Source organism: Shewanella sp. TB7-MNA-CIBAN-0143 (assembly GCF_040310065.1).
Classification (GTDB): Bacteria; Pseudomonadota; Gammaproteobacteria; order Enterobacterales; family Shewanellaceae; genus Shewanella.
In genome coordinates this window covers 67,076-86,079 of the sequence record NZ_JBEOPL010000019.1, presented here as the reverse complement: position 1 = coordinate 86,079, position 19,004 = coordinate 67,076, and the positions used below count along the sequence as shown (strand labels likewise).

Below are 19,004 nucleotides of genomic sequence, written 5' to 3'. Positions count from 1 at the left end.
AACTATTTGTCTGCAAAATTAACTATTGGTCTGTAAAGCTAACATCTAACCGTTTTTGTTGTTGTGGATATAGACTAAAATATTGTGAAATCAACTGCCTGATAAGTTTTGATTTTGCAACTCCTCCCTGCTGACTGAGTAATGCGAGCTGGCTTATTGCCGTTTCACTTAAGGTATAGGTACAACGTCTAAAAGGTTGCTGTTTACTTTTATTGACCGATTTTATTGGCTCTACATGCTGTGGATATTTTCGTTGTAAAAAATCGATTATATTGTTTTGCTTACCTGCATCGCTTGTCATTAGCGTTTGCTTTTCCTCATGTTGAGGACGGTCTTGACCAGCAGCATATAAATCGGCTGCTGCAATAAAGTCATCAATTGATACTGCAATGTTATTGGTGCTTTTACATAACGAAGCGTTTTTCTTGAGATCGGCTAGTCCCATAATTTCCTCTCATCGTGGTCACGTTCGATGCAGTATTGCGCTGTTCAATGAGTTGCTTTGCATCAGTAATGTCGAGTAATTCACAGGCAATATTGCGCATTTCTTCTGCAGCTTTACCTTGGGGTTCTAACTCAAATACTGATAAGCCAGATTCTTCACTGTCGTCGTAAATATTGCGACTGTAGTTAACGGCATCTAATACATTAATGTCATAAGTACGACAGACATCTTTTGCTTCAGTAATTCTGCTTGCCTGGTTCGGTAAACTTGGGCATTGAGTGATCACAAATGATGCTTTCATTTTTGGGTTTATCATCAAACAAGTTGAGACGATATCGTCCATATGGCTGACGGTTTTTAAATCTCGTCGTTTTGGGCGCAATGGCATTAATACATAGGATGCAACTGACATGGTTGCTCTAAGCGCTAGATTATCTTGGCCACCACAATCGACAATAACATAGTCATAATGTTGCTCTAAGCTGAGCAAGTCATTACGAATTTTGCCATACAGCTGCACGCAGTTAATGGCCGGCAATTTTGGGTTGTTGTTCCGAGCTTGGATCCAGTCTGATGTGGTTCGTTGTGGATCGCAGTCGACCATAATCACGCTGGCTTGAACTTCATTGGTTAGGAAGACTGCAATATTTTGCGCAAGGCAGCTTTTACCACTACCCCCTTTTTCACCACCAACTAATATGATCATGGATGTTGCCCTCTCAATATGACTAACTTACACCGTTAAATGTAATTGATACTACACTGTAATAATGGTTATAGATTTAGTCAATTAGCTGATTTTTGACGGTTTTTTATTAATGTCTTTGAGGCGGTAATTTGACTATTTTGACCATAAAGGCAGAAAATTGACAGCAAAGGTTTGCATCCGCCAATGTTAGTGAAAGGTTAAATTTAATAATGACTTGCAGCTGTTATGTGCAAATAACATCGTTGTTTTATGAGGTGTTTTCAATGCATATAAAATATGAATACGTGTTTTATATGCATTAAATGACTATAAATCTATTTTGATATAGCTAATTGATATATTTTAGGGATGCAGCAAAACGAGTTATGTTAAGCTTATATTTGATTCAATCGGTTATTTTACGCTAACCAGTGGTCTTATTATTGTCCGATATAGTCAGTTACAATCGCTTTTGAACTGAGCCTGGGGTGAGTTTGAATAGAGGCGACGATTCATTCAGCATGAGTTTACTCAGGGTTGGTTGATTAATGAGCCGCTAACCTCTCATTAATTAACCCAGTATCAATCATTGTGCATTTCACTCGTTGTACTTTTTTGATGGCCCGTAATGTCAATCGCGTGCATTGTCAGTTCACTTTGCTTAACTTAAAGCAGTTTTGATAAAGGCTTTGAACTGATAAAATAGTTAATGTAATCGGTATTACATTAACCTAATCGATAAACAAAGGCGTGGAGCCATAAGTGATGAATGAGCAGCAATTGTTAGAAGCGATTAATCAAACCATGCCATTTGGTAAATATGCTGGTCGTAAATTACTGCAGTTACCAGAACCTTATTTGGTTTGGTTTCACTCTAAAGGTTTTCCTGAAGGCAAACTTGGTGAGCAACTAGCATTAATGTATGAAGTGAAGCTCAACGGATTGGAAGAAATGCTACAACCTCTGTTAAAGCGGTGAAGCTAGGTAGTAAGCGATGAAGCTGGTAACAAGCGATAACGAACGTAACAGCCTAGAGGCTAGATCGCTACGCTGCTAAATAAAGCGGTCAAAGCGGTCGCTCGTTATCGCTTTTTATCGCTTTTATAGCATTCTCGCAGGACTAAGCCCGCCCTAGTAGCTAGTCTATTAACCGTTTTTTCATGTAAAAGCCGGTAAACGTTTGGCCACACTTTTGTTGATAGCTTGTTTGTTGCAAAACAAATCCCATAGCTTCAAACAACGGTTTAGAAAAGTATGATGCATCAACACTGAGATAAGGATATTGTTGCTGAAGAGCCCAATGTTGTAAGTGTTTATAGAGTGCGCGGGCGATGCCTTGCTGCTGATAGTCGGGGTGAACGTATAAGCAGTCAATATAACCTTGGTGCTTAAAATGAGTTTCTAGACTAATAAAACCAATGACCTTTTGGTTATCAAGTGCTAACCAGGCTTTATTTCGTTTGTATCGTAGTTGCCAAAATTTAGCCGAACGGGGCGCTGATGACCACGCATTGAGTTTTAAGGTCGGGTATCTTGGATGAATAATGCCTTGTACAGCCGTATGGTATAATTCACTTATTTGAGTTGCATAGGATGCAGAAAAATCAACGATTTGATGAGGTTGATTTATTGAGTTTTTCATAAAAAAGACCAATCGATAAGATTGGCCAATTATGTAAGTTTTTTACGATAAAACGTACTATTTTTTATTAATATTGCCAACAAACATGATTTTATCAAAGGTTCTGTTTAGGCTTGAGCTTTTAAAGTCGCTCATCCACATTTGTTCCGACACTTCTACCTTATCGCCTTTAGCCACTTCAGTTTGCGGACCCGCAGCCCAATATGTTTTGTCAGCTTCTTTTAGTTGAACGTAGGTATAACCGCCACCATTCATGGTGTCGAGTACTTCGCCTTGATGCAAAGCACCTTGTGCCCATACAGAAGAAACACCCATAGCCAAAGTGGCAGCGGCAGCAAATGCAATTAATTTAGCTTTCATGTATGTATTCCTATTTTGCCAAAAATGATAATTAATGAGGATATTAATTCAACCTTTGAACTATTTAACCATCTCTGCTCATTATGGTCTGTGATCTACCGCGAATTATTGTCTTCTATCTGCTGTTAGGTGGTTTCTTTTAAGTATTGTCTTCTAAATATATGAAATTGCCGTTTAATCGCGATGGCTAATGTAATGTACATTTGTAAACAGTTGTCCCGTAATGAGATGGCCATGTTGACTAACAAAATCGATAAAGGCTTCTGGCAGCGTTTGATTGCTCATCGGTTGCTGCCAGTGGGCATGCAATAACGCATCATAACCTTCCTTACCCGCTGCGGTATAAGAACTTGATACGCCAATATACAACTTATTAGATTCAAGAGTTTGCCATTGATCCTGCTTGTAGATATCAATTTGAGTGATCCGCTGGCCTTTAACTCGCTTACCATCATAGAAGTAGCGTAATCCATAGGGGTAGGGGAAACTGCCCGCACCTGTGCCGACAATACCATTATTGGTAGCGCTATTGATGGACGATTCTAAAGCTTCAATAATATGTTTACCCATAATTTGATACAAGGTTAGGGGTAATTCGAATGGCAAAATGCGGCCAATAACATCGGCAAGTGATAATTGCCCTTTATTGAGTGATTGCCTTACACCTCCCGCATTATGGAGTGCAAAATCGATATTTGGCTCAATGTATTTAGCCGCTTTATACATGCTACGACTCACCCAAGGGGCTATTTCACTGCCATGAGGCAGCTGTTTGCTGGGCAACCTAGTGTGGACAAAGTTTCGAGGTATATGAGCCAGTATTTGGTTTTCTAGCGCATCTAATGATGGGCGGTATTGGCTGTGAATCACCTGATGAATAGCATCATCATGCTTAGCGTCTTTTATGCTTGGGTGATTGAACAACTGCTCGATTAAATCTGCGGCAATAGCACTATCGGCAGGCTGTCCGTCTTTAGTGCTGACATGAATATTGTCATCAAGCATAAAATAGTTATTACCGATAAGTTCGGTTACTTTGCCATTTGAATCAAAATTGATTTGAGCAATACCCAGCGTTTCTGCATATTTTCCGGCATGCAAAATAGGCGTTGAGTTTATGGTTTCTGCGTAAGGAATATCGCTTAAGCCAATGTTGCTCATATTACCTTGGAGAGTATGAGAATGTCCGCCGACAATTAGACTTATGCCGTCGACACAGGCAGCAAGTTCTTGGTCTTGGTCTAAACCTAGGTGGCTTAGTACAATAATATGATTAATGCCTTGCTGTTTCAGTTTTTGAACTGTTTTACGGGTAGTGTCGATAGCATTAACAAAGTGGGTATCGGGATCCGGCCTAGCAATTAAATGCATTTGATCTAAGGTAATACCAATAATAGCCATTTGAATATCGTGAAATGGCTTTATCAATACTTTTGCTGTCCCGGTACTGTCATCAAAGTCGTACAACATCGGGTGGCCGTATAATCGACCTGTTTTCTGCCTATCTTCTGCGCTTAAATCCATATTTCCGGCTAATACCGGAAAGTCGATACGGTTTAAAAAGGCCTGCACAGGGCTATTACCTGCATCGATTTCGTGATTACCCAACACCATGGCATCAGGTTTGAGTAAGTTAAGAAGGTGTGCATTGGCGGCACCTTGAAACTCTCTAAAATATAAAGTGCCCTGAAAGCTATCGCCGCCATGTAAAAATAGAAATGGAGTTTGCTCGGCTGCGGCTTGCTGCCTTGTTTGTTCAATTTGGTAACCTAAACGCGCATAGCCACCTGAATGGCCTTCAAGTGTATAAGTGCGTTGCTGGGCTGTCAGGCTAAACTGGACTGGACTAGGTTCGAAGTTAGAATGAGTGTCATTAATATGAGCTATAGATAAACGATAAATATGTGACATTTTTTTCCTCAATATAATGTCACCATCTTATACTAATTTAGCTAAACATGTCATCACTGCGCGTTGTTGTGATCTTTATATTGCAGCTCAAACAACGGCAATGATGGTACTAGCTGGCTGGATATAGCCAATACAGTTTGTATTAAAAAATGCGACCAACAGAATGTTAATAATTGATTTTTTGATTATGTATCCGTGCGCAAGTGGCTTAATTAACCAAGTTAATTATCATCGTATATAACTAAACCTTTATTCTTGATTCGTCGTTGCCACAGCTTACGCGCCAGAGCTTGCATGTTGGGAGCTAAATCCTTTGAATCAACGATTTCTAAACCAATTAAGGTTTCGATGATATCTTCAATTGTCACTATCCCTTCACTTGAGCCATATTCATCAACCACTAATGCCATTTTAGCATTACGTTTTATCATTAATTGAAACAGTGGCAATACTCTTACGGAAGAGGGGACTACAAGTAACGTTTTTAAATGAGTACCAATTTCGGTATCTGGTGCTTGTCGAGACTGAAGGATAATGTCATTACGATTGACATAACCAATCACATTATCTCGGTCACCTTGGTAAATCGGAAAACGAGTAAACGGGCTCGACAAATATTGGTCGATAAATTGCGCATGAGTGATGTGAGTCGATAATTTAAATATTACCGTTCTGGGGGTCATGATGTCGCTGACGTGCATGTCTTTCATCGATAACATTTGGGTTAAAATTTGTGATTCTTGTTCACTTAACTCACCACTGTCTTTACCCATTTTACTCATCGCGCCGAGCTCTTGACGAATGTATTGACCGTTATTACCTTTGCCTAACAGATTGGTGACTTTTTGAGACATCCAAATTAAAGGCATGGTCATTTTTTCCATCCAGAATAGGCATACCGATACCGATGGCGCCAATTTACGCCAATGATTAGCCCCTAGTGTTTTAGGGATGATTTCTGAGAGGAACAAAATTAAAAAAGTTAGAACAGCAGAGAATACCCCAAGCATTTGACTACCAAACACAATAGCCGCCTGTGCGCCAGCAATAGAAGCACCCATGGTATGTGAGATGGTATTTAGCGTTAGGATAGACACTAAAGGAGAGTCAATATTTTGCTTTTGCTTATCGAGCTGCGCAGCAATAAAGGGGTTAGTTTCTTTTAGGGTTGCGATATAACTTGGAGTGACAGATAAGAGAACTGCTTCAAAAATACTACACAAAAAGGAAATCAAAATAGCAAAAGAAACAATCAATAAAAGGGTTAACATAGTGTGAGTAAAAACTTCCTCGTAGAAGGCCATATAGCCTGCAGTAATACTAACATATCACTAGATGCAGATATACTGGCTAAAACGTGATGCTAACTGTATAATTCGCCGCCCTGTTACAGGTTTTGGTGTTTTGAGGTTAGGCGAATGAGTGTAAAGAAAATCAATTTATTAGATCTTGATCGTAAAGGACTACGGGCGTTGTTCAGTGAGATGGGCGAAAAACCGTTTCGTGCCGATCAGTTAATGAAGTGGGTTTATCACTTTGGTGTTACTGACTTTGAAGAAATGAACAACATAAACAAAGTGTTGCGTACCAAACTTGCAGCGAAGTGTGAAATTGTTGCGCCTGAAATTGCGAGTTTTCAAAAGTCGAATGATGGCACTATTAAATTTGCTATCAATGTTGGCCAAGGCCAAGAAGTTGAAACCGTATATATTCCTGAAGAAGACCGCGCGACCTTGTGTGTATCGTCACAAGTCGGCTGCGCTTTAGAATGTACCTTCTGCTCAACGGGCCAACAAGGTTTTAACCGTAATTTAACGGTATCTGAAATTATTGGCCAAGTTTGGCGTGTATCGCAATTTTTAGGTTTCCATAAAGACACTGGCGATCGACCAATTTCTAACGTAGTGATGATGGGGATGGGTGAGCCTTTGCTGAACCTTGCTAACGTGATCCCTGCGATGGATATTATGCTGGATGATTTTGGCTTTAGTTTATCTAAACGTCGAGTGACGTTATCAACCTCTGGTGTAGTACCTGCACTTGATAAATTAGGTGACGCCATTGATGTCGCATTAGCGGTAAGTATTCACGCACCAAATGATGAACTGCGCGATGTGTTGGTTCCAGTTAATAAAAAATATCCATTACAAGAATTTTTAGCGGGTATTCGTCGTTATTTAGAAAAGTCTAATGCAAATCGCGGCCGCGTGACGGTTGAATATGTCATGCTTGATCATATTAATGACAGCACAGATCAAGCGCATGAACTTGCAATTCTAATGAAAGATACTCCATGTAAGATTAACTTAATTCCGTTTAACCCTTACCCTGGTTCTCCTTACGGTCGTTCTTCTAACTCACGCATAGATCGTTTTTCTAAAGTGTTGATGGAACACGGCCTAACTGTGATTGTTCGTAAAACTCGTGGTGATGATATTGATGCTGCTTGTGGCCAACTAGCTGGCGATATTCGTGATAGAACAAAGCGTTTAGCAAAAAAACAAATGCAACAGAATCAGATTTCAGTCACAATGGAATAACTCGTTGTTTGCATAGATAATAGGCTTATAAATGAAGCACGGAATGCAAAAGGTTGTTCTGATTACTTTAGTGGCTTTGTCCGTCACTGCTTGTGTTACTGAGCGTACTTACAGTGGTACTGATACCCCTGTAGCAGAGCGTCGGTTTGATAAGCAGGGGGCCGCTAGAGAACGAATGCAACTTGGGTTAACTTATCTAAATCGTGGAAATAGTGAACAAGCCAAGTACAATTTAAATAAAGCTGTTGAATATGCACCGAATATCAGTGAAGTTCATATGGCAATGGCTTATTATTATCAAACAGTTGGTGATATAGAGCGAACAGAAGAGTCATATAAAAAAGCCATTAGCTTGAGTGATGTTACTGGTGATGCACGGAATAACTTTGGGGTGTTTTTGTGTCAGCAAAATAATTTTGTTGAGTCTGAGAAAATGTTTCTTGCGGCGATTGAAACACCTAAATATACCCGTACCGCATCGAGTTATGAAAACTTAGGCGTATGCAGCCGTAAAGCCGGTGATAAAGAAAAAGCGCGACAGTATTTTAATATGGCGTTAAAGTATGATCAAAGACGTAAAGTAACGTTATTAGAATTAACCGAGTTAGCCATGGAAGATGCTGACTACGGCAATGCGCGCGAACAACTCGCAAGATACCATCGAGTTGCTAGCGAATCAGCAGAAAGTTTAGCCTTAGGGATTAAGATTGAGCGGGCGGCGAATGATATAGAAGCCGTAAAACGATTTGGCATTTTACTTATTGCTAAGTTTCCTGCATCTCCACAAGCCAAAAATTATAGAGCTAACTTGAATTAATGACTAAAGAATTCGAAGTAGAACAAGACGTAGAAGAAACGTCATTGTTAAAGGATGTTGTTACTGCTGGCGCCATTTTAAAAGCGGCTCGCGAAGCAAAGGGACTCTCAATTGAGACCGTAGCAACCCAATTGCATTTACGTCCCAAGATTATCAATGATCTTGAAAATGACATTTTTGTTAATATTGCCTCCACCACATATGTTAGAGGTTATATTAAAAATTATGCCCGTGTTGTGAGTGCTGACATTAACCAAATTCAACAATGCTTAAGCCATCAGTTGCCTGAAATTGTTGCGCCTGCGATGCAAAGTTTTTCACGTAAAACGACTCATCAAGCTCGTAATAGTCGTCTTAATTTAGTGACTTATCTTATCGTTGCCGTATTGATTGCCATGTTAGTGTTGTGGTGGGTACAGAAATCATCGTTACTAACCAATGTTGATTTATCGCAGCCTACCGTTGAAGAGATTGCTGCTGAAAGTAACATGCCTGAACCGCAACAGATCATTCGAAGTGGCTCAGTGCAATCTACTGCTAATGATTTAGGTAACGAAGGCAATGATAGTGCAACAGATTCGGCTAACAAGGCAGCAATAGAAGCCGAAGATAAGCTGATTCAAACGGCACAAGATGCAGCCAGTACTGCACAACAATTAGCGGCTAGCAGCAGTGTTACAACTGCTAGTACTGAATCTTCATCAACAACAGACACCAGTTTAACCAGTGGCGAAAGTGTATTAACCATTGAGCTTACCGGTGACTGTTGGGTTAACGTGACTGATGCTAATGGCAAAGTGATGGTTGATGGCGTGAAGAATTCGGCACAACGAATTGAAGTTCGTGGAATAAAACCTTTTAAAGTGATTCTGGGTGCTCCTCAAGTAGCCAGCATCAGCCTCGATGGCAATAATGTCAGTTTAGCTGAGTTTGCCAACGGTCGAGTTGCAAGATTAACCCTGCCTAAAGCGTCATAATGTTTTAGCAACAGCAGTAGAGCATATTTGCATGTATAACGAATCCCCAATTATTCGCAGACCATCAACACGTATCTATGTGGGCAATGTCCCTATTGGTGATGGTGCACCGATTGCTGTTCAATCGATGACGAATACTAAAACTACCGATGTTGCGGCCACCGTGGCGCAAATTCTAGCATTAGAAAAAGTGGGCGCTGATATTGTACGTATTTCAGTACCGACAATGGATGATGCTGAAGCCTTTAAAATTATCAAACAGTCTGTCAATGTGCCATTAGTGGCCGATATTCATTTCGATTATCGTATCGCGCTTAAAGTGGCCGAATACGGTGCAGATTGCCTGCGTATTAACCCAGGTAATATTGGTAATGAAGAACGCATTCGCAGTGTAGTTGAGTGCGCCCGCGATAAAAACATTCCCATCCGTATCGGAGTGAATGGTGGCTCGCTTGAAAAAGACTTAATGGACAAATATCGTGAACCAACACCTGAAGCATTATTTGAGTCAGCGATGCGTCATGTGGATATTTTGGACCGTTTGAATTTCGATCAATTTAAAGTCAGCGTTAAAGCGTCAGATGTATTCCTGGCTGTCGCATCATACCGTCTGCTGGCTAAACAAATTCGTCAACCGTTACATTTAGGTATTACCGAAGCCGGTGGGATGCGTGCGGGTTCAGTTAAATCAGCTGTCGGTTTAGGCATGTTATTAGCTGAAGGCATTGGTGATACTTTACGTATTTCGTTAGCGGCCGATCCGGTTGAAGAAATTAAAGTTGGTTTTGATATTTTAAAGTCATTACGTATTCGTAGCCGTGGCATTAACTTTATTGCTTGTCCTTCTTGTTCGCGCCAAGAGTTTGATGTGATTAGTACCGTCAATGAACTCGAACGTCGTCTTGAGGACATTACCACTGCAATGGATGTGTCTATTATTGGTTGCGTAGTCAACGGTCCAGGTGAAGCGTTAGTGGCTGATATCGGCTTAACTGGCGGCCATGCTAAGAGCGGTTATTATGATGACGGAGTGCGTCAAAAAGAGCGCTTTGACAATAAAAATATTGTCGATGGTTTAGAAGCAAAAATCCGCGCTAAAGCCAGCATGATGGCTAATCGCATCGCGATAATCGATAAAACTGAATAATCTTAATCCTGTGCATGGCAACCAAGAGTTGTCGATGTTGAGGGTATATTTACATTTTATTAGCGCAAGCTAATCAAGAAGTGGACACGTTAACAGTGGCAAAGCAAATCCAAGCTATTCGTGGAATGAATGATATTCTGCCTACTCAAAGTCCTTTATGGCAAAAAGTCGAAGCTGTATTGCGCTCATCAGTTAGTGCATTTGGTTACAGTGAAATTCGTACTCCTATTGTAGAAAGTACCGATCTTTTTAAACGCTCTATTGGTGAAGTGACCGATATTGTTGAAAAGGAAATGTACACCTTTGAAGATCGTAACAGTGACAGCTTAACCTTACGCCCTGAAGGCACAGCCTCAACAGTGCGTGCGGGTAACGAACATGGTCTGCTTTACAATCAAGAACAACGTTTATGGTATATGGGACCCATGTTTCGTCATGAGCGCCCGCAAAAAGGTCGTTACCGTCAATTCCACCAGTTTGGCGTTGAAGTTTACGGCATTGGTAGCGCCGATATTGATGCTGAAGTATTAATGTTATCTGCCCGTTTATGGGACTTGTTAGGCATTAAAGAACACGTGGCACTTGAGCTTAATACTTTAGGCGATCCGGCTGAACGTGCCGCTTACCGTGATGCCTTAATTGCATTTTTAGAGCAGCACAAAGACAAGTTAGATGAAGATAGTCAACGTCGCATGTATTCCAATCCATTGCGAGTGCTAGACAGTAAAGATCAGCAAGTGCAGACTCTTTTAGCTGATGCTCCCGCATTGATGGATTATCTTGGTGAAGAGACCAAGACACATTTTTCAACTTTATGTGAACTCTTAGACGCTGTTGGTATCCAATACACCATTAATCCGCGTTTAGTCCGTGGTTTAGATTATTATAACCGCACTGTATTTGAATGGGTTACCACTAGCCTGGGCTCTCAAGGTACAGTATTGGCGGGTGGGCGCTATGACGGCTTAGTCGGCCAACTTGGTGGTAAAGATACCCCAGCTGTTGGTTTTGCAATGGGCCTTGAGCGTATTGTACTATTGCTTGAAACACTTGAGTTAACCAGTGATATTGCCCCAGAAGTTGACGTTTATGTCACTGCAATGGGTGAAAATTGCGTCGTTGAAGCCATTAAAGTGGCTCAAGAGTTGCGTCAACAGTTACCAACACTTAAAGTCATGAGCCATTGCGGTGGTGGCAACTTTAAAAAGCAAATGAAACGTGCCGATAAAAGTGGTGCTCAGTTTGCGTTAATTATTGGTGAAAACGAAATGGCTAATAGCCAAGTCGCTATTAAACCGCTAAGAACAAACGATGAACAACAATTGGTTACGCGTAGTGAACTCGTAGCTAAAATTGCAGAACTGATTTAAGAACAGATTTTAAAGGGGAAGTGCAAGTGGAAATTTATAGCACAGAAGAACAACAAGTAGATGCTATCAAGCAGTTCTGGAAAGATTATGGTACCTCAATTATTGTGGGTGCCGTAGTAGGCCTTGGCGGTCTATATGGTTGGAACGAATATTCAGACATGAAAGTGACGGCGGCTGAAGAAGCTTCAGAGTCGTTTCAGTCTATCGTGACACAGTCGGCTAACCCTGCTGCGTTATTGGTTCAGGCAGAAAGCTTTGCATCAGAACATGATCAGCAAGGTTATCAAGCATTGCTTGAATTGATGGTAGCAAAGTCAGCGGTTGAAGCGGGTGATTTAGCTAAAGCTGAAGCCTCATTTACTAAGATAATTGCTGCCCAACCAGGTTCTGGTTTGGGTATGGTAGCGATGATCCGTTTAGCACGTATTCAAGCAGAACAAAACAATATAGGCATGGCGTTAGCGACGTTAGATCAAGTGACTGATAAAGCATTTGCTTCACAACGTGAAGAATTGAAAGGCGACTTTTTAGTGCGTCAAGGTGATTTGGATAAAGCCAAATCAGCTTATCAAGCAGCAGTGGATAATGGTGGCGCGTTAGCCAGTCCAGCGCTGACCATGAAATTAGACAATCTAAACAAGGCATAAGGAATTTAGCCGATGAAGTCGTGGTGTAAAAATCTACTTGCCGTTGGGTTAAGTGTTGCTCTTATGTCTGCTTGTTCTTCAAGTGATGTTGAAGAAGAGCCAGTGAGTGAATTAGTTGATATACAAGCAACCGTGTTTCCTGAGATTACTTGGGATACCAGTGTCGGCGACGGTGTAGGGGATTATTACTCTCAACTTCGTCCTACCGTTCGTTACGGCAAGGTGTTTGTCGCCGATCGTAGCGGTATTGTGGTTGCCTTTGATGAAACAACCGGTGATGAGCTTTGGAAAAAAGACTTCAATGATGTCTTTGAAGATAAGCTTGAAACCAAAACCAAGGGTATTCTTTTAGCTGCAGGTGTTACCGCTGCACGTAATAAAGTGTTTGTTGGCGGCGAAACCGGTTTATTGGTTGCGCTTGACGAAGCAACGGGTGACGTTGTGTGGTCTGCGCAAGCAAATGGCGAGTTATTATCGGCACCAACAGTGGCAGAAGATGTTGTCGCGGTAAATACCAGTAAAGGCGCATTTGAAGCATTTGATATCGATAATGGTAAAAAGTTATGGACCTATGAAATGCAACTGCCAAATCTTACCTTAAGAGGTACAGGTTCTGCTGCGTATGAAGCGGGCGGGTTCTTTTTGGGAACAGCTGACGGTAAAGTCGCAGTTGTCGTTAAAAGTAATGGCCAAGCTGCTTGGGAACAAGCCGTTTTTAGTCCAACCGGTGCAAATGAGTTTACCCGGATGGCTGATATTGATATGACGCCATTAATACTGGGCGAAAATCTGTATGTTGCTAGTTACAATGGTAACTTAGTCTCTATGGAGCTTCGTAGCGGTCGCGTAGTTTGGTCGCGTAAATATTCAAGCTTTAATGATTTAGCCGCTGCAGGTATTAGCCTGTATTTGGTCGATGATCATAGCCGTATTTACTCTGTCGATCGCCGTAATGGTTTAGAGTTATGGAGCACTTCAGTCCTTAAAAACCGTGAGTTAACAGCCCCTGCAGTAATTGATAATTATATTGTTGTCGGTGACTTTGAAGGTTACTTGCATTTTATTGACCGTAATAGCGGCGATATAGTTGGCCGAGTTCAAGTTGATAGTGATGGATTATATGCCCAACCTTTAGTGGTGGGTGACAAAATCTATGTTCAAGGCCGTAGCGGCAAAGTCGCGATTGTTACGTTGAACAAAGAAGAGCAAATGAATGTTGAGGAAGATACTGAAACTGATGCGGAATAAGTCATAGCACTACTTTTGCGTTAATTAAGGTATAATGTCCTTACTAGAGCCCCTGGAAGCGTTCCGGGGGCTTTTTATTGAAAAGTTTTTTAGAGGCAAAATCATGATCCCTGTTGTGGCCCTTGTAGGGCGACCGAATGTCGGCAAATCGACATTATTTAACCGTCTTACTCGTACTCGTGATGCGTTAGTCGCTGATTTCCCAGGTTTAACACGTGACCGTAAGTACGGCCGTGCATTTTTAGCTGGCTACGAGTTTATCGTTGTTGATACTGGCGGTATTGATGGCAGCGAAGAAGGGATCGAAACCAAAATGGCTGAACAGTCATTGGCCGCGATTGAAGAAGCTGACGTCGTATTATTTATGACCGATGCTCGTGCTGGTATGACCGCTGCCGATTTAGCGATTGCTCAGCATTTACGTAGCCGTGATAAAGTCACTTTTGTGGTTGCCAACAAAGTTGATGGTATTGATGCCGATTCAGCTTGTGGTGAATTTTGGTCTCTAGGTTTAGGTGAAGTCTATCAAATGGCTGCCGCGCAAGGTCGTGGTGTAACCAACATGATTGACTACGCACTAACGCCTTATGCCGAAGCTATGGGTATTGTTCGCGAACTCGACGAAGAAGGCGAGCAAGTTGAACGTGAATATACTGAAGAAGAAGCGGAAGCAGAACAAGAACGCCTACAAAACTTACCGATTAAGCTCGCCATTATTGGTAAGCCTAACGTGGGTAAATCAACACTGATTAACCGCATCCTCGGCGAAGAACGTGTCGTCGTTTATGACGAGCCAGGTACCACTCGTGACAGTATTTACATTCCAATGTCACGCGAAGGTAGAGAGTACGTGTTAATTGATACTGCTGGTGTTCGACGTCGCAGTAAAGTAAATGAAGTTATCGAGAAATTCTCGGTAATTAAAACCTTGAAAGCGGTTGAAGATGCTAACGTAGTATTATTAGTTATCGATGCGCGCGAAGGTATTGCAGAGCAAGATCTTGGTTTATTAGGTTTTACCTTAAACGCAGGCCGTGCATTGGTGATTGCGATAAACAAGTGGGACGGTATTGATCAAAAAGTCAAAGACCGTGTTAAAAGCGAACTTGATCGCCGTTTAGGCTTTATCGATTTTGCTCGTATTCACTTTATTTCGGCATTACATGGCACTGGCGTTGGTCATTTATATGAGTCAATTGAAGAAGCCTACGACAGTGCGACACGTCGCGTAAGTACATCAATGCTAACGCGCGTTATGCAAATGTCGCAAGATGATCACCAACCACCATTGGTGAATGGTCGTCGTGTGAAGCTTAAATATGCTCATGCTGGCGGTTATAATCCACCAATCGTGGTTATTCATGGTAACCAAGTTAAGAAACTACCTGATTCGTATAAGCGCTATATGATGAACTATTTCCGTCGTTCATTAAAAGTAGTCGGTACGCCAATTCAGTTACGTTTCCATGAAGGTTCTAACCCGTTTGAAGGTAGAACTGAGAAGTTGACCGTGGGTCAAGAGCGTCGTCGTAAGCGAGCAATGAGCCACATTCGCGATCGTACTAAGTAACCTCGTTGTTATTTAAGTTACTTATTACTCAAAAAGCCTGACTTGTTCAGGCTTTTTTGTAGGTGTTTACCGTCTATTAGAATTGGTATTAAAGATTAGGTGAACTAGGATGCAGCAAAAAATTACCGGTTATCATTTGGATGAAGAACATCATTGGGTGGCAGAATTAGGTTGCGGCCATTTTCAACATGTTCGGCATAATCCACCTTGGACTGTTCGCCCTTGGGTAATAACAGTAGAAGGTCGGCAACAGCAATTAGGAATGATCCTTATTTGTAAAAAATGCGATGTCGCGGCACCGCCCGATAGTCTTGGCTAAATTAAGTTTGCTTAGCTCAAGACGTTAAATCCGAAGTGGTTCGACAAAACCATAAATAAGCGGCGATGTAAGCACATATAATACTGTCCATTATCATTGATAGCCAAAAGCCATCGACAAAAGATTGATTGGCATTGCTCAATACTAGGCTAATAAAAAATAGCTTTTCAATTAGCGCAATGCAAAACAGTGGTTTTATCCAAGTTGAACGGACCATCGCAATAAAAAAACTGCATCCAACCATTAATACCATAAATCCCCAATGCTGAATAAATATTGTGTCACTGGAGTGATAGGTTAACTGGTTAAGGTTTTCGACAGCCCACTGCGGGAATAAAGTATAAAGTCCGCCCAATGAAGTTCCTAAACCTGCAAGGAATAACGCCATTTGTCGGGTATTGTGCAGAAAATGAGTCATGTGTGAGTTCGTTCAAAGTTATTTTATCGCCATAGTGTCATGTTTTAGATTCTTTTTCGATTATTGTTATCCATAAGTGATTGTTAAGATTCCGGCGTGATAATGGCCCCATCATCGCAATCCTACCGAGGTTTATATGCAAACACAGACAACTTATCCATTATTCCATCGTCTTATTCATTGGGGGTTGGCCTTGACCATGATGGTGATGTTATTAACCGTATTACTAAGGCTTGGGTGGATGGAAAAAAACCATATGGCCGCCATAATTCATCAAGGCTTAGCGAAATTAGATGTCATTATTACCGATAAACAAGCGGTGAGCATTGCTAAAAGTATTCGTGGCGTTATGTTCCAGTGGCATATTTATTTTGGCTATGCCGTGGGCGTATTTGTTTTTGCTCGGTTTGTTTATATGGCTAAATTTGGTCTGCATTATCCGTCGCCTTTTTCGCGCCAAGCTACGACAAAGCAAAAGTTTCAGGCATGGGTGTATTGGGTATTTTATGCTGGCATAGCGTTCTCTGTAATAACAGGTTTGTTACTCAAGTTTGGTCCAGAGGCAATAGAAGAACAGGCTGAAACAATTCATAAGTTGGCACTGTGGTATTTCATCCCTTTTATAAGTTTACATTTAGCAGGGATTTTAGTGGCCGAGTCTGGTAACGATAAAGGCATCGTGTCGAAAATGATTGGAGGCTAATGTTATTTTCTTTTTTTAATGGCATAAATTGTCTTTACGATATCTTTACAATGCTTAAGTGAATCTTAAGATTGGTGGACTATGTTGTTTGCAATATGTTTATTAGGTGAAAATATGATGTCAATTGGGTTATTTGGTCATTTTCGTAACATTAAGTTTATAGCGTTAAGTTTAGCGATAGGGTTAGGTGTTAATGCCCAAGCTCAAGCTGCTCCGTCATTAGAACATGATGTGTTAGATCAACAAGGTGCAAGTGTCAGTCTGCAACAATTTGCTGGCAAAGTGGTTTATGTCGATTTTTGGGCGTCTTGGTGTGCTCCATGCCGTAAATCATTTCCGTGGATGAATGCCATCCAGGCTAAATATCAACAACAAGGTTTAGAGGTAGTCGCAATTAACCTTGATGTTGATACCACATTAGCCCGTGAGTTTTTGAGCAAACTGCCGGCAAAATTTAATCTTCGTTTTGACCCTGAAGGTGATATTGCCCAAGCCTTTGAGTTACAAGGTATGCCAAGTAGCTTTTTGTTCAATCGTAAAGGTGAATTAGTGCAAACTCACATGGGTTTTTTTACCGAAAACATTCCCGCCTATGAACAAGAAATCCAAATGTTGTTACAGGAGTAAATTGATGACAAAAGCATTTTATCAACCCTTTGCCAAAGCTGTGGTGGCATTAGCCATTGTCAGTAGTTTGGTTGGCTGTTCGAACTTAGGTGTACAACCTTGGGAAAAAGATCAATTAGCCCGTGCTGATATGGCGTTGAACAGCGAAAAACTTGATCTCGCGTTAGATGACCATATTTATTTTAGTAAAGAAGGTACTAGTGGTGGTCGCTCATTAGCGGGCGGAGGTTGTGGATGCAACTAACATCTAAGCAAAGTATTGCCAGTGCGTTGGCATTAGCAAGCTGTAGTTTATTAAGCCAACAGGCCAGTGCTGCAGAACCGATTCCTGCCAATGATGATTGGAAGGTCGATGCTGCCATTATGTATTATGGCGAGCAAGACCGTGTTCAAGCTGCAGAAGCGATTGGTAATGTACAAAAAGCCTTTGGTGACAGTTCGTTATTGGACCTTAAAATTGTGGTCGACAGTTTAACCGGTGCATCAGCTTCTGGTGCCGTTGCACAAAGTGACAGTCAAACTTTCACGCGTCCGTCAGGTGATGGCCAATATACTGTCAGTGCTGGCGAAACACCGCTGGATGATACCTTTCATGATACTCGGGTTCAGCTTAGTGCTAACTGGCAAGAAGTGCTTAATCAAGATTGGACCGGTAACGTAGGTGTGTACGGTTCAAAAGAGTTTGATTATCTTTCGATGGGCATTAACGCGGGTCTTGAACGTAGTTTTAATAAAAATAACACTACGTTGTCGTTATCGGGGGCATTTACCAATGATGTGGTTGACCCTGTTGGCGGTCGTCCTGTGGCAATGTCAGAAATGGTGTTTCGTGGCGATTATGCCAGTGATGTCGATTATCAAGCAGCCTTTGATCAAACGCGTTTAGCGGGTGATGATACTAAACAAACCAGTGATATCATGTTTGGCGTGACTCAGATTATTAATCGTAATTGGTTGATGCAAGCTAACTATGGTTTATCAAGCGTGTCAGGCTACATGACCGACCCGTATAAGATCCTTAGTGAAGTCGATGTTAACGGTCAAACACAAGCTTACCGTTACGAAAATCGTCCAGACTCACGCCTTAAGCACAGCGTGTTTTTACTCACCAAAGGTGCACTGGATTCTGGCGTAGTCGATTTTTCATATCGCTATAGTACTGATGATTGGGATATTCAATCGCATACTTTAGAAACGCATTACCGATATAATTTCAGTCCAAGTATGTACGGACAATTACACTTACGTTATTACCAGCAGCAAGCAGCTGAGTTTTATCAACCATTCTTGATGAGTGGCGATGCAATACCAGAGTATGCCAGCGCCGATTATCGCATTGGTGATATGACGGCTTACACCATAGGACTTAAATTTGGCCAGCGTTTATCGGGTGGCCATGAATTAAGTTATCGTATTGAGTATTATCAGCAAAATCCTGAAAATAATGGTACTGAGATACCTGGTCAGCTACAAAACTACGATTTATTCCCAGCGGTGAAAGCGATAGTAGCTCAAGTGAGTTATTCGTTTTAAGATGAATGTATCATCAATAAACAGAGTAGTTTAACTTGCTTG

At 41.3% G+C, this 19,004-nt stretch carries 21 protein-coding genes; 14 read left to right on the top strand and 7 right to left on the bottom strand.

Translation table 11 applies throughout. From position 1 onward, the window contains the following. Positions 1 to 22: 22 nt before the first annotated feature. Both AAEY97_RS15815 and AAEY97_RS15810 read right to left on the bottom strand, forming a co-directional pair. The gene (locus tag AAEY97_RS15815) at positions 23 to 445 is read right to left on the bottom strand and encodes a hypothetical protein (RefSeq protein WP_350999935.1); all 423 of its coding nucleotides are present in this window, start codon (positions 443 to 445) and stop codon (positions 23 to 25) included. Continuing rightward, positions 405 to 1,151, bottom strand: a complete 747-nt coding sequence (locus AAEY97_RS15810; protein WP_101085529.1) for an AAA family ATPase — start codon at positions 1,149 to 1,151, stop codon at positions 405 to 407. The genes AAEY97_RS15815 and AAEY97_RS15810 overlap by 41 nt, the downstream gene beginning before the upstream one ends. A 747-nt stretch (positions 1,152 to 1,898) precedes the next feature. On the opposite strand from AAEY97_RS15810, the gene AAEY97_RS15805 reads away from it, so the two are divergent. After that, positions 1,899 to 2,111, top strand: a complete 213-nt coding sequence (locus tag AAEY97_RS15805; protein WP_041413444.1) for a DUF3820 family protein — start codon at positions 1,899 to 1,901, stop codon at positions 2,109 to 2,111. Between the two features lie 160 nt (positions 2,112 to 2,271). On the opposite strand, the gene AAEY97_RS15800 is transcribed toward AAEY97_RS15805, so the two are convergent. The 4 genes from AAEY97_RS15800 to AAEY97_RS15785 all read right to left on the bottom strand — a co-directional run bounded on the left by AAEY97_RS15800 (position 2,272) and on the right by AAEY97_RS15785 (position 6,317). Then, entirely contained in the window at positions 2,272 to 2,775 is a 504-nt protein-coding gene (locus AAEY97_RS15800; RefSeq protein ID WP_350999932.1) for a GNAT family N-acetyltransferase, read from the bottom strand. Positions 2,776 to 2,832: 57 nt separating this feature from the next. Continuing rightward, positions 2,833 to 3,135 carry a hypothetical protein gene (locus AAEY97_RS15795; RefSeq protein ID WP_059747853.1) on the bottom strand — a complete coding sequence of 101 codons (303 nt, stop codon included), beginning with the start codon at positions 3,133 to 3,135 and terminating at the stop codon, positions 2,833 to 2,835. 174 nt (positions 3,136 to 3,309) lie between these two features. Then, complete coding sequence (locus tag AAEY97_RS15790; RefSeq protein ID WP_101085525.1) at positions 3,310 to 5,046, bottom strand: bifunctional metallophosphatase/5'-nucleotidase; 1,737 nt, start codon at positions 5,044 to 5,046, stop codon at positions 3,310 to 3,312. 221 nt (positions 5,047 to 5,267) lie between these two features. Further along, entirely contained in the window at positions 5,268 to 6,317 is a 1,050-nt protein-coding gene (locus AAEY97_RS15785) for a CNNM domain-containing protein (protein ID WP_162024297.1), read from the bottom strand. A gap of 147 nt (positions 6,318 to 6,464) precedes the next feature. On the opposite strand from AAEY97_RS15785, the gene rlmN reads away from it, so the two are divergent. The 9 genes from rlmN (at position 6,465) to AAEY97_RS15740 (ending at position 15,681) form a co-directional block, all read left to right on the top strand. After that, positions 6,465 to 7,586: a dual-specificity RNA methyltransferase RlmN gene (gene rlmN / locus AAEY97_RS15780; protein WP_011636587.1), complete on the top strand. Its 1,122-nt coding sequence runs from the start codon at positions 6,465 to 6,467 to the stop codon at positions 7,584 to 7,586. Between the two features lie 31 nt (positions 7,587 to 7,617). After that, on the top strand, positions 7,618 to 8,403 hold the full coding sequence (gene pilW / locus AAEY97_RS15775) for a type IV pilus biogenesis/stability protein PilW (protein ID WP_101085522.1): 786 nt from the start codon (positions 7,618 to 7,620) through the stop codon (positions 8,401 to 8,403). Next, positions 8,403 to 9,380, top strand: a complete 978-nt coding sequence (locus AAEY97_RS15770; protein ID WP_192114488.1) for a RodZ domain-containing protein — start codon at positions 8,403 to 8,405, stop codon at positions 9,378 to 9,380. Before pilW ends, AAEY97_RS15770 begins: the two co-directional genes overlap by 1 nt. Before the next feature lie 31 nt (positions 9,381 to 9,411). Continuing rightward, positions 9,412 to 10,527, top strand: a complete 1,116-nt coding sequence (ispG, locus tag AAEY97_RS15765; RefSeq protein ID WP_101085518.1) for a flavodoxin-dependent (E)-4-hydroxy-3-methylbut-2-enyl-diphosphate synthase — start codon at positions 9,412 to 9,414, stop codon at positions 10,525 to 10,527. A 95-nt stretch (positions 10,528 to 10,622) separates the two neighbouring features. After that, a complete protein-coding gene (gene hisS, locus AAEY97_RS15760; protein WP_350999927.1) occupies positions 10,623 to 11,897 on the top strand; it encodes a histidine--tRNA ligase in 1,275 nt (424 codons plus the stop codon). Positions 11,898 to 11,923: 26 nt separating this feature from the next. Next, complete coding sequence (locus tag AAEY97_RS15755) at positions 11,924 to 12,544, top strand: tetratricopeptide repeat protein (protein WP_101085514.1); 621 nt, start codon at positions 11,924 to 11,926, stop codon at positions 12,542 to 12,544. 12 nt (positions 12,545 to 12,556) lie between these two features. Further along, positions 12,557 to 13,792, top strand: coding sequence for an outer membrane protein assembly factor BamB (bamB, locus tag AAEY97_RS15750; protein WP_101085512.1), 1,236 nt, complete (start codon positions 12,557 to 12,559; stop codon positions 13,790 to 13,792). A gap of 103 nt (positions 13,793 to 13,895) precedes the next feature. Then, positions 13,896 to 15,362 carry a ribosome biogenesis GTPase Der gene (gene der / locus AAEY97_RS15745; RefSeq protein WP_101085510.1) on the top strand — a complete coding sequence of 489 codons (1,467 nt, stop codon included), beginning with the start codon at positions 13,896 to 13,898 and terminating at the stop codon, positions 15,360 to 15,362. 109 nt (positions 15,363 to 15,471) lie between these two features. Next, positions 15,472 to 15,681 carry a DUF3565 domain-containing protein gene (locus AAEY97_RS15740; protein ID WP_350999924.1) on the top strand — a complete coding sequence of 70 codons (210 nt, stop codon included), beginning with the start codon at positions 15,472 to 15,474 and terminating at the stop codon, positions 15,679 to 15,681. A 16-nt stretch (positions 15,682 to 15,697) separates the two neighbouring features. Here AAEY97_RS15740 and AAEY97_RS15735 read toward each other — a convergent pair whose 3' ends face one another. Next, entirely contained in the window at positions 15,698 to 16,099 is a 402-nt protein-coding gene (locus AAEY97_RS15735; protein WP_350999921.1) for a hypothetical protein, read from the bottom strand. A 136-nt stretch (positions 16,100 to 16,235) separates the two neighbouring features. Here AAEY97_RS15735 and AAEY97_RS15730 point away from each other — a divergent pair, with 136 nt between their 5' ends. The 4 genes from AAEY97_RS15730 to AAEY97_RS15715 all read left to right on the top strand — a co-directional run bounded on the left by AAEY97_RS15730 (position 16,236) and on the right by AAEY97_RS15715 (position 18,962). Beyond that, positions 16,236 to 16,802: a cytochrome b/b6 domain-containing protein gene (locus AAEY97_RS15730; RefSeq protein WP_101085505.1), complete on the top strand. Its 567-nt coding sequence runs from the start codon at positions 16,236 to 16,238 to the stop codon at positions 16,800 to 16,802. Between the two features lie 114 nt (positions 16,803 to 16,916). After that, positions 16,917 to 17,429: a TlpA family protein disulfide reductase gene (locus AAEY97_RS15725; RefSeq protein WP_350999918.1), complete on the top strand. Its 513-nt coding sequence runs from the start codon at positions 16,917 to 16,919 to the stop codon at positions 17,427 to 17,429. A gap of 4 nt (positions 17,430 to 17,433) precedes the next feature. After that, on the top strand, positions 17,434 to 17,673 hold the full coding sequence (locus tag AAEY97_RS15720; RefSeq protein WP_162022608.1) for a DUF4266 domain-containing protein: 240 nt from the start codon (positions 17,434 to 17,436) through the stop codon (positions 17,671 to 17,673). Continuing rightward, positions 17,664 to 18,962 carry a DUF3570 domain-containing protein gene (locus AAEY97_RS15715; RefSeq protein ID WP_350999915.1) on the top strand — a complete coding sequence of 433 codons (1,299 nt, stop codon included), beginning with the start codon at positions 17,664 to 17,666 and terminating at the stop codon, positions 18,960 to 18,962. The genes AAEY97_RS15720 and AAEY97_RS15715 overlap by 10 nt, the downstream gene beginning before the upstream one ends. The last annotated feature ends 42 nt before the right edge of the window (positions 18,963 to 19,004 follow it).

Bases quoted from the DNA above. Each gene is read 5' to 3' on its own strand.
- AAEY97_RS15790 (WP_101085525.1), bottom strand. From the start codon at position 5,046: ATGTCACATATTTATCGTTTATCTATAGCTCATATTAATGACACTCAT.
- AAEY97_RS15735 (WP_350999921.1), bottom strand. From the start codon at position 16,099: ATGACTCATTTTCTGCACAATACCCGACAAATGGCGTTATTCCTTGCA.
- AAEY97_RS15720 (WP_162022608.1), top strand. From the start codon at position 17,434: ATGACAAAAGCATTTTATCAACCCTTTGCCAAAGCTGTGGTGGCATTA.
- AAEY97_RS15800 (WP_350999932.1), bottom strand. From the start codon at position 2,775: ATGAAAAACTCAATAAATCAACCTCATCAAATCGTTGATTTTTCTGCA.
- rlmN (WP_011636587.1), top strand. From the start codon at position 6,465: ATGAGTGTAAAGAAAATCAATTTATTAGATCTTGATCGTAAAGGACTA.
- AAEY97_RS15815 (WP_350999935.1), bottom strand. From the start codon at position 445: ATGGGACTAGCCGATCTCAAGAAAAACGCTTCGTTATGTAAAAGCACC.
- AAEY97_RS15715 (WP_350999915.1), top strand. From the start codon at position 17,664: ATGCAACTAACATCTAAGCAAAGTATTGCCAGTGCGTTGGCATTAGCA.
- AAEY97_RS15740 (WP_350999924.1), top strand. From the start codon at position 15,472: ATGCAGCAAAAAATTACCGGTTATCATTTGGATGAAGAACATCATTGG.
- pilW (WP_101085522.1), top strand. From the start codon at position 7,618: ATGAAGCACGGAATGCAAAAGGTTGTTCTGATTACTTTAGTGGCTTTG.
- bamB (WP_101085512.1), top strand. From the start codon at position 12,557: ATGAAGTCGTGGTGTAAAAATCTACTTGCCGTTGGGTTAAGTGTTGCT.
- ispG (WP_101085518.1), top strand. From the start codon at position 9,412: ATGTATAACGAATCCCCAATTATTCGCAGACCATCAACACGTATCTAT.
- AAEY97_RS15770 (WP_192114488.1), top strand. From the start codon at position 8,403: ATGACTAAAGAATTCGAAGTAGAACAAGACGTAGAAGAAACGTCATTG.
- AAEY97_RS15785 (WP_162024297.1), bottom strand. From the start codon at position 6,317: ATGTTAACCCTTTTATTGATTGTTTCTTTTGCTATTTTGATTTCCTTT.
- der (WP_101085510.1), top strand. From the start codon at position 13,896: ATGATCCCTGTTGTGGCCCTTGTAGGGCGACCGAATGTCGGCAAATCG.
- AAEY97_RS15725 (WP_350999918.1), top strand. From the start codon at position 16,917: ATGATGTCAATTGGGTTATTTGGTCATTTTCGTAACATTAAGTTTATA.
- AAEY97_RS15810 (WP_101085529.1), bottom strand. From the start codon at position 1,151: ATGATCATATTAGTTGGTGGTGAAAAAGGGGGTAGTGGTAAAAGCTGC.
- AAEY97_RS15730 (WP_101085505.1), top strand. From the start codon at position 16,236: ATGCAAACACAGACAACTTATCCATTATTCCATCGTCTTATTCATTGG.
- AAEY97_RS15795 (WP_059747853.1), bottom strand. From the start codon at position 3,135: ATGAAAGCTAAATTAATTGCATTTGCTGCCGCTGCCACTTTGGCTATG.
- AAEY97_RS15805 (WP_041413444.1), top strand. From the start codon at position 1,899: ATGAATGAGCAGCAATTGTTAGAAGCGATTAATCAAACCATGCCATTT.